Source organism: Paenibacillus litoralis, assembly GCF_046244365.1.
Classification (GTDB): domain Bacteria; phylum Bacillota; class Bacilli; order Paenibacillales; family NBRC-103111; genus Paenibacillus_V.
In genome coordinates this window covers 7,137,092-7,150,177 of sequence record NZ_CP176395.1, presented here as the reverse complement: position 1 = coordinate 7,150,177, position 13,086 = coordinate 7,137,092, and the positions used below count along the sequence as shown (strand labels likewise).

The 13,086-nt window shown below is 53.3% G+C and carries 9 protein-coding genes; 8 read left to right on the top strand and 1 reads right to left on the bottom strand.

The genetic code is table 11. The annotated features are described in order from the left end of the window. The first annotated feature begins 66 nt into the window (after positions 1-66). From ACKGJP_RS30030 to ACKGJP_RS29995, 8 genes are all read left to right on the top strand, one after another. Positions 67-1,563, top strand: coding sequence for an ABC transporter substrate-binding protein (locus tag ACKGJP_RS30030; RefSeq protein ID WP_409342447.1), 1,497 nt, complete (start codon positions 67-69; stop codon positions 1,561-1,563). A 144-nt stretch (positions 1,564-1,707) separates the two neighbouring features. Further along, positions 1,708-2,664: a carbohydrate ABC transporter permease gene (locus ACKGJP_RS30025; RefSeq protein WP_409342446.1), complete on the top strand. Its 957-nt coding sequence runs from the start codon at positions 1,708-1,710 to the stop codon at positions 2,662-2,664. A gap of 17 nt (positions 2,665-2,681) precedes the next feature. Beyond that, positions 2,682-3,503 (top strand): carbohydrate ABC transporter permease, encoded by an 822-nt coding sequence (locus ACKGJP_RS30020; protein WP_409342445.1) that lies wholly within the window; start codon positions 2,682-2,684, stop codon positions 3,501-3,503. Positions 3,504-3,533: 30 nt separating this feature from the next. Beyond that, positions 3,534-6,203: a hypothetical protein gene (locus ACKGJP_RS30015; protein ID WP_409342444.1), complete on the top strand. Its 2,670-nt coding sequence runs from the start codon at positions 3,534-3,536 to the stop codon at positions 6,201-6,203. Further along, positions 6,200-7,021, top strand: coding sequence for an AAC(3) family N-acetyltransferase (locus tag ACKGJP_RS30010; protein WP_409342443.1), 822 nt, complete (start codon positions 6,200-6,202; stop codon positions 7,019-7,021). Before ACKGJP_RS30015 ends, ACKGJP_RS30010 begins: the two co-directional genes overlap by 4 nt. A 12-nt stretch (positions 7,022-7,033) precedes the next feature. Further along, positions 7,034-7,930 carry an amidohydrolase family protein gene (locus ACKGJP_RS30005; protein ID WP_409342442.1) on the top strand — a complete coding sequence of 299 codons (897 nt, stop codon included), beginning with the start codon at positions 7,034-7,036 and terminating at the stop codon, positions 7,928-7,930. A 252-nt stretch (positions 7,931-8,182) separates the two neighbouring features. After that, positions 8,183-10,489 (top strand): aminotransferase class III-fold pyridoxal phosphate-dependent enzyme, encoded by a 2,307-nt coding sequence (locus tag ACKGJP_RS30000; RefSeq protein WP_409342441.1) that lies wholly within the window; start codon positions 8,183-8,185, stop codon positions 10,487-10,489. A gap of 161 nt (positions 10,490-10,650) precedes the next feature. Then, complete coding sequence (locus tag ACKGJP_RS29995) at positions 10,651-11,484, top strand: amidohydrolase family protein (protein WP_409342440.1); 834 nt, start codon at positions 10,651-10,653, stop codon at positions 11,482-11,484. A 1,156-nt stretch (positions 11,485-12,640) separates the two neighbouring features. On the opposite strand, the gene ACKGJP_RS29990 is transcribed toward ACKGJP_RS29995, so the two are convergent. Further along, positions 12,641-13,039 (bottom strand): DoxX family protein, encoded by a 399-nt coding sequence (locus tag ACKGJP_RS29990; protein WP_409342439.1) that lies wholly within the window; start codon positions 13,037-13,039, stop codon positions 12,641-12,643. Positions 13,040-13,086 lie beyond the last annotated feature (47 nt).

Sequence of the window (13,086 nt, the reverse complement as noted above, 5' to 3'; positions counted from 1 at the left end):
AAGCCTCTAAAATAGGAACCAGGCAGTACGATTGCCCATTAAGAGAGAACAGGGAGGTTAAGTAGAATGAAGCAAAAGAAGTACGGTTTGATCCTTTCCGCACTCATGATTTTGCTGGTTATGCTTATGCTGGCAGCCTGCTCCAAGAATAATCTCGCGCCGTCAGCAGGGCCGGCGGACAGCGCCGCGGGAGATCCGTCACCTACTAAAAAGGCGGATGATAAGGGTGCAGCCGACAAGAAGTGGGTAATACGCTTCGACCCGCAGGGACATATGCCGAAAAGACCGGATGCGCAGGACCCGACGGAAAAGAAGGTGCTTGACGAGCTGAACAAAGCATACGAGGCGCTTCACCCGAACGTCAAGATCGAGCTGGTGAAGGTTCCCTCCACGCAGGACCGCAATGCATGGCTGCAAGCGCGGATGATGGCCAAGGATGCGCCGGATATTTTCTGGACCAATTTCGAAACGACATGGGAGAATTACCATAAGGGCTGGTTCTACGCGGTTGACGAATGGATGAAGAAGCCGACTCCGTATAACGGCAATAAAATTTGGGGCGATACGTTCGTTCCTGGCATACTCGATTCGGTGCGTGCGCCGGACGGCAAGCTGTACGATATTCCGGCGGACGGCGTAGGCGTAGCGATCTATTACAACAAGAAAATATTCAAGGATCTCAATCTGAACATACCGAAAACGTGGAAAGAATTTATGGATGTCCAGGCAAAAATCAAAGAAAGCGGGACGACGCCGTTCGCATTTATGCATGTCAACAAAGGCTGCTGCGATGTTTCCTGGTCGGACACGTTGCTGCATAACCAGTTTCTGATCGGAAACATGGCTCATCTGGATGAAGACAAGAACAACCGGCTCGATCCGATCGAAATCGCCCGCGCGACCAAAAAAGGAGTGATGCCGAACGAGGACATTTTAAGACAAGAGTTTACCCTGCTCAAGGAATGGTCGCAATATTGGCCTAAAGGATATATGAGCAAATACGATCAGAACCAAATGTTCGCATCGGGCAAAGCGGCAATGATGTACGGCGGAAGCTGGTCGATCGCATCGTTGAATGCGATGAAGCTGCCGTTCGAGTGGGGATCGTTCAATTTCCCGCTGGTGACCAAGGAATCCGCATCGCTCTCTACGGAGAAAGGGGCGAAAATACTTGGCCCTTGGGGGCCGGGGCAGTGGATTGTTCCGGGCTACTTGGAGAAGGACGATCCGGGCAAGCTGCCGATTATTATGGACTACTTGATGTTTCTCAGCAAGCCTGAGAACATTTCCAAGCTCGATATGGAAACGGAGTCTGAACCGAATATTATCGGGGCGAAGGCGCCGGAAGGTCATGAGGTGTTCATGGTAGACATCCCGCTTATCGTGACGAATGGCTACGACGTTTATATGGGCAAATCGTTCTCCGATGCGTGGGAAAACGGCATCATCCAATATTTGAGCGGTTCGATGAGCTTGGACGACCTTATAGCTGAGGTGAAAAAAGCTTATGCCAAAGGCGCCGACGAAACTATTGCGCAGTATGAGCAGGCTCAGAAGAAATAACGCCGGGAAAAAAATGGGGCGGCACTGATCGCTTGCCATGCGCCAGGAGCCGCCGTTAAGGCAATCCCGTTTCACGGTGTCGTACCATGCTGCAGCTAAGTTGCGGTATGGTACGAGAATTTTGCAGTAAAGGAGGAATGCCAATTGGACCAGACGAGCGAGACGAATTTATCGCCAGGTGCTATGCAGACTGCGTTTCGCCGGCCGGTGAAAAGAAGGAACAACAACGTGGTCGCTTTCTTATTCTTGCTGCCGACGCTTGCGATGATCTTCGTATTCAGCTATTATCCCGCCATTGCGGCGTTCGTGTATTCATTCACGAAGTGGAACGGATTTAACGCGCCCGAATTTATCGGATTCGGCAATTTCAAGGAAATATTCGGAACGCCGGTGTTTTCAAAGGCTTTCTGGAACTTGTTCTGGCTTACTTTGTTTCAGATTGTCATTTCGATCGCGGTACCGCTGCTTGTGGCGAGAATGATTTATAAAGTCCGGCACGGAAGGCTGCAAAATGCATACCGCTTGCTGTTCGTATTTCCGCTGGTTATCCCGGGGATGATCATCATCCTGCTCTGGCAATTTATTCTTAACCCGGATGTGGGGATGATCAATGCGGCGCTGTCGTTTTTCGGCATGCCGGAGGATCGGCTTCCGCTTTGGCTCGCTAGTCCCGATACGGCTCTGATGTCGCTTATGCTGATCGGCTTCCCTTGGGTGAACGGAGTGGCACTGCTGATCTTCTTGGCCGGCTTTCAGAGCATCCCGCAGGAAATCGTCGAATCCGCTACGGTCGACGGAGCCAAGGGCTTTCGGATTTTTTACCGGATCGAGCTCCCGCTTGTCATGTCTCAAATCAAATTGATTCTGATTCTTACGATTATCGGCAGCCTGCAGGGCTTTCAGACGCAGCTTGTGCTGACGGGAGGCGGGCCGGGGTTCTCGACGACCGTTCCGGGACTTGTCATGTACCAGGAAGCGATGATCAACAACCGAATGGGATTCGCGTGCGCGATCGGCGTCGTTCTGTTCATTCTGATCTTTGTCGTGACGTATATCAACAATAAATACCTCCAGTCGTCGACGGAATACAGTCCCAAATAGGGGGAAAGGAGTGTCTCGTGCATACGACGAAAAGCGGTCTTCTCATCAGGCATGGCATCATTATATTTTTTGGCATTTTGACCGTTCTGCCGTTTTTTATCTTGATCAGCTTGTCGTTTAAGGACTCGTCGCAGTTTAACCTGAACCGCTGGAGCGTGACATTTCCCTTTCATTGGGAAAATTATTCCTCGGCCTGGCAGGCGATCTCCGATTATATCGGCAACAGCTTTATCATCAGCGGGGTGACGGTCGCCGGCGTTCTCGTTATTTCTTGCCTGGCCGCCTATCCGCTCGCAAGGATGCAGTTTTTTCTCAAGGAGAAAATTTACTTTCTGATCATAGCGCTTCTGATGATTCCATTTACGTTAACGTTAGTCCCCTTGTTCGGGCTGATCATCAAATTCCAAATGCTTAACAACTGGCTGGGCCTATGGGGGCCTTACATCGCCAGCGGCCAAGTGTTCTGCATCTTCGTACTCCGGTCTTTCTTCTCTTCGCTGCCGGAGGAGATGTTCGAGGCGGCCCGGGTCGACGGCGCAAGCGAGACGAAAATATTGTTCACGATCGTGCTTCCGCTGTCGAAGGCGATCATCGCTACGCTTGGGGTCTTGAACGTATTGAATACATGGAACGACTATATATGGCCGTTGATGGTCATCAATGAGGATCGCATGATGCCGCTGACGATCGGGCTTATGGTGTTCCAGCATCAGTTTACGACCAATTGGGGGCCGCTGTTCGCCGGCTATGTTATCGCTTCCATTCCGCTGGTTATCCTGTTCCTGTTTGCCAGCAAACAGTTCGTCGAAGGCTTAACCTCCGGATCGATCAAGATGTAGGAGCATCAACTTATAGATAGGAGAATTTCCGTGCTCGATTTATTTAGGAGTGATCAAGGAAAGACTGCGCTTGAGTATTCTCATTTTCCGACACCGATGCAAGCGATCGTATGGCGGAATTGGGGCATGGTGCCGGTTGAGCGAATCGCGAAGCTGCTGCAGGCAAGCCCGGAGCAGGTGGTCGAGCTTGCAGTAGGGATGGGCTTGCCCGCCTCTCCTGTGACGGACCCGTTATGGCTGTCGCGCGGCTATATTACGCTCATCCGGGCGAACTGGCATTTGCTCACGTACGAGCAGTTGCTTGTGCTGCTGGATTGGACGGCTGACCGGCTTGCCTTCGCCCTGAAAGAGGACGATTTCCTCTGGATCAAGCTGGGATCGCTTAAGCCGGCGAGAGAGGCTGTTTATTATCGCCCGCTGACTGACGAGGAGAAGGAACGGACGGCCGAACTTCAGCGGCAGATCACCCGGCACTTTCCTGCGGACGCTCATCCGTTACAGGATAAGCCGTTTGGTTTTCTGAACCGGTTTGCGGCAGCCGGCGATCACGATAAGCGGATGTTTGCGACGGAAAGCGTCAAAAAAGGCTTGACCATTGGCGATTCCTCTTACATTCGTCTGGATTCCGGCTGGCGCGTCTGTTATCCGGCCGAAGGCAAGCATGCGCGTGCTTACGTCGACCGTTTTATTCGGCGCATGAAGCAGCGGTGGGGGATCGAGATGACGGCATGCGAGCTTGACCCGGAGCAGGCGGCTGTCGGCGCGCAGCCGCGAACGGTTCATCTCGTCATTCGTCCGGACGACAGCTTGCTCGCGGAAAGCCATGCGATCGAGGTGTCCGCGCATGCCGTAACGATCCGGGCGGTAGACGAGCCGGGCCTGCTTAGGGGCTTCCAGTGGATAACCAAGTGCATGGAAGGGCACGGAGGGCCACAGTTGAAGCGGGAACATACGCAGCGCAAGACGAAGATGGATCTGCGCTTTATTTATTCTTATTTTGCGGTGTTTGGCGATCCTTTGATTGATCCGGAGGTAGACCCGTATCCCGACGCCTTGCTGGAATCCTTGTCCGAGCTGGGTGTGAACGGTGTTTGGCTGCATACGGTTCTGTATAACCTGGTACCTTGGGATGCGGCGCCCGAACTGTCGGTCCATTGGGAGAAGCGGCTGGACGGTCTGCGAAGGCTGACCGAGCGGGCGGCTGAGTACGGCATCGGCGTCTATCTGTATTTCAATGAACCGCGCGAAATGCCGCTTTCCTTCTTCGAGCGATATCCGGAGTGGAAGGGGCATTCGCATGACGGTATACACGCTGTGCTATGCACATCGCATCCCGACATTCAGCACTATCTCCGCAGCTCCACGGCCCGGCTGTTTACCGAGGTTCCGGAGCTGGCGGGACTGTTTACGATTACGAAATCGGAAAATGTAACGCATTGCTACTCGCACGCAAATCGCGAAACGACGACATGCGCCCGCTGCCGCGAGCGGGAGCCGATCGAGGTCGTTGCCGAGCTGAGCCGCTGCATCGCCGAAGGGGCGTTCAGCGCCAAACCGGATGCGAAGCTGATCTGCTATACCTGGGCCTGGACCGAATACGAGAAAGAAACGCTTATCAAGGGAATTCGCGGCCTTCCGGAAGGGATGCGCGTCATGTGCGTAAGCGAGGAGCTGATGCCGACGCATGTAGCGGACACACAGGGGTATGTGAGGGACTACTCGATTTCCATCGTCGGCCCGGGAGAAAGAGCGAGAATAAGCTGGGAAGCGGCTGCGGCGCGCGGACTGCAGACGGTCGCGAAGGTGCAGTTCAATAATTCCTGGGAATGCTCCGCCGTTCCTTATTTGCCTGTACTGGATCTGATTGAGGAGCATTTGAACGGTTTGCTCGAGTCCGGAGTCACGGGACTGATGTTAAGCTGGACGCTGGGGGGATACCCGTCTCCCAATCTCGAGTTGGCCTCCGAATATTACTGGGAAACGTCCGTGACCGGTTCACTCGGTTCGGAAGCCGTTGCTTCGGGATTACCGGCATTGTCCGGCAAAGTGGAGCTGCTGAGGCGTAAGTTCGGCGAAGCGGCGGAGCCGATCGCCGCGGCGATCGGTCGGATGAGCGAAGCCTTCCGGCAGTTTCCTTTTCATATCACAACTCTCTATACGGGCCCGCAAAACTCGGGACCGGCGAATTTGTTGTACCTTACGCCGACCGGCTACAGAGCAACGATGGTGGGCTTTCCCTACGACGATCTGAGCACTTGGAAAAACATATATACGGTTGAGCGGTTCGAGAAGCAGTTTCAGCTCCTGTCGCAGCAATGGAAGGCGGGCCTGGACCAATTGCTGGAAGCGGAAGCGGTCGTGCCGGACGGCAGCCAAAAGGATTATACGGAGCTTCTCCATACGGCAATGGGCGCTTATTATCATTTCCGCAGCACCGCTATGCAAATTTCATTCGTCATTGTCCGTGACCGGTACCTTCAGGAAGAGGACGTGGATGCGAGCAGCAAGCTGCGGAGCCGTCTGGTCGATATTGTCGAGGAAGAGCTCGAATTGGCCAAATCGTTGTATGCACTCGTAAGCATGGATTCGCGGATCGGCTACGAAGCGACGAATCATTACTATTACAGACGTCAGGATATTCAAGAAAAGGTGCTCAACTGCCTTCATGTGCAGCGGCAGCTTTCAGGAGGGATTTCATGAGTAGCGAATCGGTGCCGAGCGTTTCCAAAGCGGACATCGTCCGCGCTTTTCAAGAAGTTGGAGTCGCACCGTCGGATATTGCGCTCGTTCATTCTTCGTTAAAAAGCTTTGGCCGCGTTATCGGCGGTCCCCTTAGCGTGATCGACGCGATCAAGGAAGCGGTCACGGAAAGCGGCACCGTCGTGTTTCCGACGCTTGTGCAGCGGGATTTTGCAAACGCCTACCGCAACTGGGATATCCGCCATTCCCCCTCCGACGTCGGAAACATTACCGAAACGTTCCGTCTGCTGCTGGACAGCATCCGGAGCGATCAGGCCACGCATTCGGTTGCCGCATGGGGAAAACGGGCAGCCGAGATCACAAGCGAGCATTCCGCTTACGGTCCGCGAATGGGCGTCTTCGGCGATTATTGCTTCTCGTATTCGTCTCCGTGGCAAAAGATGTATTTGCATAAAGCGAGAATCGTCTTTATCGGCATCGATACGCTCTATAATACGTTCAAGCATTTTGCGGAATACGCGCTTGTGGAGCATTATTGCAGCATGATACGCGATCCCGGGAAAAAATGCGCAGCCATGTCGAAGCTGGCCAGACATAATGTTCCTGGAGTATGGCCGTTTCACGATACGGTGAAAACGCAAGCCATGTTGCATGAGCTTGGCCTGATCACATATACCAAGTGCGGCAACTCGCTTTTTACGAGCATCAAGGCCGATGAGTACGTCGACAATGTACTGGCGGCATTCAAGAAAAACCCGGAAGAGTGGTTCGACGATGCATTTCTTGCATGGTTGAAGCAAGATGTTACACCAATATAAGGAGGAACATACATGTTTATCGACATTCATGCTCATGCATACCGAAAGCCAGTGCCTTTCGTCGTTCAATTCTGCACGGCGGAGGAACTGATCCAGCGCTATGACGAACTAGGGATCGAGAAGGGGGTCTTGCTGCCGATCGTCAGCCCGGAAATTTATTTTCCGCAAGCCAACGAGGATATTCTGGATATGGCCGCGCAATATCCCGACAGGTTCATCCCCTACTGCAATATCGATCCGCGGGCTTTGACCAACTCGGCGGAGGCACCGCTAGATAAGGTGCTTGCCTATTATAAGGAGAAAGGCTGCAAAGGGGTGGGAGAAGTGATGCTCAACGCCGAATTGATGGACCCCCTTGTACAAAATTTATTCCGGTGCGCGGAACGCGTAGGTCTTCCGATCGTCTTCGACGGCTCCGATCAGAAGACGGGAGATTTCGGTCTGTATGACGATCCCGGTTTGCCGCAGCTGGAGCATACGCTGCAAAGGTTCCCGAATTTGGCTATATTCGGGCATGGTCCGGTGTTCTGGGCGGAAATCGGACGGCTTCGCACGCCGGGAGAGCGCTCGTTTATTTTCAAATTGAATGGAGGTCAAACGGGCAGATTGCCTAGCGGCCCGATCGAGGAAGAGGGAGTCGTCCCGGTTCTGTTCCGCAGATATCCGAATTTGTACGGCGATTTATCCGATTTTACGGCCCATAACGCCATAGCCCGCGATCCCGAGTACGGTCCGAAGTTCCTCACCGAATTCCAGGACCGGCTGTTCTTTGGAACCGATATTTGTACGAAGACGATGCCGGTGGATTTGGTCGACACGCTGATTCAATGGCGGGATTCGAACAAAATCAGCGAAACCGTGTTTAATAAGATTGCGCGCGAAAATGCAATCAAGTTTTTGGGATTATAGCCGGCGGGGGCGACAATCTGTTTGTCGATGCGAGCGGAATGATACGCCGAATTATGGACAATGATTTGAGCGGTAAAGGCCGTTTTGATCTTGTGCTGCCGAATTCACATGGCTACATGGAACGCGCTCCCACTTATGTATATACCGCTGCAGGGGATGACTGGGAAATGCCCCTACTTCGCGCGCCGAAAGCGCGATGGTGATCTATCGTCTTTATTCAGTGCAACAAAAATAATAGCGGGGGACATGGAGATGCGGGATCATTTCACATACACAGAGCGGGATTTGCTGGTAAGGGAGCAGCTTGAGGGCTTTGTGCCCGAGCGTATTTTCGATGCGCATGCGCATATTTGGAGGGTCAAGGATCTCCATCTGCAAGCCGCATCGATATGGTCCGAGGGAGAAGAGGAAATGTCCGTCTCACGCTGGCGTTCCTCCGTCGAGCAGCTGCTGGGGAGACAGATTCAAGGCGGATTGCTGTTTCCGGCACCGTTTAAGTCTTGCGATCTGGATCAGGCGAATCGATATTTAATCGAACAATTGGAGGAAGAAACGAGCAGCCGCGGGTTGCTGCTCGTTTCGCCGGAGTATTCGGAAGAGCGAATAAGCATCTTTTTGCAAAATGATAAAATTGTAGGCTTCAAGCCGTATCATTGCTTCAGCTCCAGGCAGACGACGGCCGACTCCGAGATCGATGAGTTCCTGCCGGAACGCTTCTGGCAATTGGCCGATCGGCATGGACTTATCCTAATGCTGCATATCGTCAAGGATTCCGCGATGGATGATCCGGAAAATCAGAGGCAGCTTCGCGACTTTTGCAGCCGCTACCCGAATGCCAAATGCGTGCTGGCGCATGCCGGCCGAAGCTTTCACGCTCTTCATGCGCAAAGCGTCAAAACGCTTAGAGGATTGGACAACGTGTATTTCGACATGTCCGCCGTTTGCGAGGCTGAGGCGATTGCGCCCGTTCTGTACGAGTTCGGGCCGGAGAAGCTGATGTGGGGCAGCGATTTCCCCATCTCGGCGATCAGGGGCAAGGCCGTCACGGTCGGAAACGGCTTCTTCTGGATGCAGAAGGAAACGCTGGATTGGGAGCGTGCCGGCCGTACCGCGCCGACGCTTGTCGGTTTGGAATCGCTCCGGGCTTTGAAGTCGGCAGCCGATATGATCGGACTCAACAAGTCGGATATTGAGCATATTTTTTACGATAATGCGATGCGGTTAACGAAACAGGCAAGTCCCGAGGAAAACCGGACGCAGCAGTTGTACCGGACGGCCAAAGCGATTATCCCGGGCGGCACGCAGCTTTTAAGCAAAAGGCCGGAGCAGCTGGCTCCCGGCAAGTGGCCGGCCTACTTCAGCGAGGCTCGGGGATGCGAGGTTTGGGATCTCGACGGCAAGCATTACTACGATATGTCCACGAACGGGATCGGCTCCTGCTTGCTTGGGTACCGCGATGAGGCCGTAACCCGTGCCGTCAAAAGGCGGATCAATCTCGGCAGCATGAGTACGCTCAATCCGCCGGAAGAAGTAGAGCTGGCTGAAACGCTGCTCGATATTCATCCCTGGGCGCAGCAGGTCCGGTATACGAGGACGGGAGGGGAAGCTTGCTCCGTAGCCGTTCGGATCGCCCGCGCTACGACAAACCGCTCAATCGTAGCCGTTTGCGGCTACCACGGCTGGAACGACTGGTATTTGGCGGCAAACCTCGGTGAGGACGACGCCTTGAAAGGACATTTGATGTCGGGACTGAACCCGACGGGCGTACCGGACGAATTGAGAGGGACGACGGTCACGTTTCGGGCTAACGACCGGCAGGCGTTCGATCGGTTGATCGAACAATATGGAGACCGGCTGGCTGCGGTTATGATGGAGCCCTGCCGATATAACGATCCGGAATCCGGCTTTCTGGAGCATGTGCGAGATACGATACATCAAATCGGCGGGCTGCTCATTTTCGACGAAATCACGATCGGCTGGCGGCTTCATTTGGGTGGCGCCCATCTGAAGCTGGGCGTTCATCCGGATATCGCCGTTTTTGCAAAGGCGCTGGGCAATGGCCATCCGATCGGAGCGGTAATCGGAACGAGCGAAGCGATGGATGGGGCGCATCGAAGCTTCATCAGCAGCACCTATTGGACGGAAAGCATTGGTCCGGCCGCGGCGCTGGCAACGCTGGAGCGGATGCGGGCAGTGAACGTTCCGGGCATCGTTGCGGAAGCAGGATCGGCGGTTATGCGCGCATGGAAAACAAATGGGCTGCAATCCGGTCTCCCCGTCCATGTGGGCGAAGGGTATCCTTGCTTGGCGAAATTCGAGTTTACCGGCGAATATGCGAGAAAGTTGAAGACGCTGTATACGATCAAAATGCTGAGCAGAGGTTTTTTGGCTGGGACGGTTATTTATCCGACGTTGGCGCATACGCCTGAGATTCTCGCATCTTACGGGCAAGCGATCGGCGAAGTATTCGCTGAACTTGCCGGCATGCTGAACAGCGGCGATATGAATGAGCTAATGGAGGTGGAGAAAGCGCAGCAAGGGTTTAGCAGGCTTAACTAGAAACCCTGCATAGTTTGGAGCGTGATATGCCCTAATCGGGTTTTCGAGCTTATCCCTGATGTATAGGAAAGCGGTTGCGGCAGGACGGAAAACATGTCATCATTAGGATTAAGACTCGGTAGTTCTGCGCAAACTTATCTGACAAGGGGAGAAGCGGGAAGATGCGTATTGATGCTCACCAGCATTATTGGCTGCTTAAGCGGGGAGATTACGGCTGGTTGACGCCGGAAGCGGGCGTGCTATACGACGATTATATGCCGGACCGGCTTCGCCCGGAATTGGAAAAGTGCGGCATTCAGCGCACGATCGTCGTACAGGCTGCGCAAACGGTGCAGGAAACGGAGTTTTTGCTCGAGCTATGCGAGAAAGAACCGACTCTTGCCGGTGCGGTCGGATGGCTCGACTTGGAGTCGGAAAGCTGGCTTAGCGATTACGAGAGGCTTCTGCAAAACCGGTATTTCGTCGGGATTCGCGTCATGATGCAGGAAGAGGCGGACGATCGCTGGATTGTTAAGCCGCAGGTAGTTAAGGCGCTCAAGCGATTGGCGGCAGACCGTTTTCCGGTCGATCTGCTCATGAATACCCGCCACTGGCCGCATGTGCTGGAGATGCTTGAACAGGTGCCCGACTTGCGCGGCGTTGTCGATCATATCGCCAAGCCCGACATTAAATCGGGCAAGCTGTACCCGTGGAAAGAACAGATGGCGAAGATCGCCAAGTTTCCGAACATTTATTGCAAGCTGTCCGGCATGGTGACGGAGACGGATCATCAGCAATGGAAGCCTTCCGACTTGAAGCCTTATATTACGCACGCGATAGACGTCTTCGGTACGGAGCGTGTCATGTTCGGCAGCGATTGGCCGGTATGTCTGCTTGCCGCCGATTATTCGCAAACGTATCAGGCATTGGAACGGGTATTGCCGGAAACGTTCGACGCGTTCTCGATGGACCAATTGTTCGGATTAAATGCGATGCGTTTCTATAAATTGAGTTGAACACAGGCTGCTTTGTCGAATGACGAAGCAGCCTGCGTTTTTAGGAGAAGCGGCTCGAAAATCGCAACAGGGAGAATGGGAGCCTCTCGTGATTGGATGAATGAAAAAGATACGGTTTTAACGGAGTCCGCAGGGTCTTTTCCGATGCCCTTTTCCGATGCACGTCCTTACTCCCTTTGTAGCCGTTTTCAGCTGCGCCGCTAGCATCGACCGAAGGTCTGGAAGGCCTGAGGAACGGCTTCTTTTGTTGGTTTTTCGCTTGTGTTGGGACGCGCATGTTCCCGAGTGAACCTGGGTTCAGTATTAGTGAATTAAGTTCACTATTTTTACTCCATTCTCCCTTTTCCGGGCAGATAGTGAAGCAAACGCGACTATTTGGCGGTGAAGTTCACTATTAGTGAAGTTTTCTTCACTATCTCGCATGGAAGCACCCGATTGAACTCGAATAGTGAATGTAGGTTCACTAACAGTGAACTTGCGTTCACTATTTGTAATGACACTCTAAATACTGGAGGGGCTAGGTAAAGAAGGGCTGGTTGTCGGGTTTGGTTGTCGGGTTTGGTTGTCGGGTTTGGTTGTCGGGTTTGGTTGTCGGGTTTGGTTGTCGGGTTTGGTTGTCGGGTTTGGTTGTCGGGTTTGGTTGTAGGGTTTGGTTGTAGGGTTTGGTTGTCGGGTTTGGTTGTAGGGTTTGGTTGTAGGGTTTGGTTGTAGGGTTTGGTTGTAAGGTTTGGTTGTCGGGTTTGGTTGTAGGGTTTGGTTGTGGCGTTTGGTTGTAGGGTTTGGTTGTCGGGTTTGGCTGTAGGATTTGGCTGTAGGGTTTGGTTGTCGGGTTTGGTTGTCGGGTTTGGTTGTAGGGTTTGGTTGTAAGGTTTGGTTGTCGGGTTTGGTTGTAGGGTTTGGTTGTGGCGTTTGGTTGTAGGGTTTGGTTGTAGAGCTTGGTTGTAGGGGCTGGTTGTAGGGTTTGGTTGTAGGGTTTGGTTGCAGCATTTGGTTGTAGAGCTTGGTTGTAAAGGCTTATTGCGAGGCTTGTTAAAAAGAAGCCGTCCCTCCGCCAATTCAATGGCTTCGAGACAGCTTCCGTTTGGATTGGGCGGCGTGAGCTTCATAGCAGCCGCCCCTTTTGCACATGCTAAGCCTGATGAAATCGCAAGGTTGATTACAGGATCAGCGCGTCAAGCGAATAGTCGCCTGCGCCAATCAATGCTACGCCTACGGCAATGACGATTAGCGCCCAGTTGTATTCGGTGCCGTTCGCCGTCGCCCAATAGCCGTTCTGGCCGTGCACTTTCACGATCGCTATGAGCATCGTCAGAACGATGAGAGCGGCGCCCACGCCTGTCAACAAGCCGGCAGCGAACAATAAGCCGCCTGCAACCTCCGCGAGCCCCGCGAGAACCGCCATCGTAACGCCCGGTTTAATGCCGATCGATTCAAAAAAGCCTCCCGTTCCTTTCGGGCCGTACCCGCCGAACCAGCCGAACAGCTTTTGCGTACCGTGTGCCGCGAACGTCAATCCGATCACCAAACGAATAAGAAGCAAACCTAATGCCATCATATAAATAACCTCTCCCTTTTTATATATTAAAGTAATTGACTTACTTT

Bases quoted from the DNA above. Each gene is read 5' to 3' on its own strand.
- ACKGJP_RS30030 (WP_409342447.1), top strand. From the start codon at position 67: ATGAAGCAAAAGAAGTACGGTTTGATCCTTTCCGCACTCATGATTTTG.
- ACKGJP_RS30010 (WP_409342443.1), top strand. From the start codon at position 6,200: ATGAGTAGCGAATCGGTGCCGAGCGTTTCCAAAGCGGACATCGTCCGC.
- ACKGJP_RS30005 (WP_409342442.1), top strand. From the start codon at position 7,034: ATGTTTATCGACATTCATGCTCATGCATACCGAAAGCCAGTGCCTTTC.
- ACKGJP_RS30000 (WP_409342441.1), top strand. From the start codon at position 8,183: ATGCGGGATCATTTCACATACACAGAGCGGGATTTGCTGGTAAGGGAG.
- ACKGJP_RS29995 (WP_409342440.1), top strand. From the start codon at position 10,651: ATGCGTATTGATGCTCACCAGCATTATTGGCTGCTTAAGCGGGGAGAT.
- ACKGJP_RS29990 (WP_409342439.1), bottom strand. From the start codon at position 13,039: ATGATGGCATTAGGTTTGCTTCTTATTCGTTTGGTGATCGGATTGACG.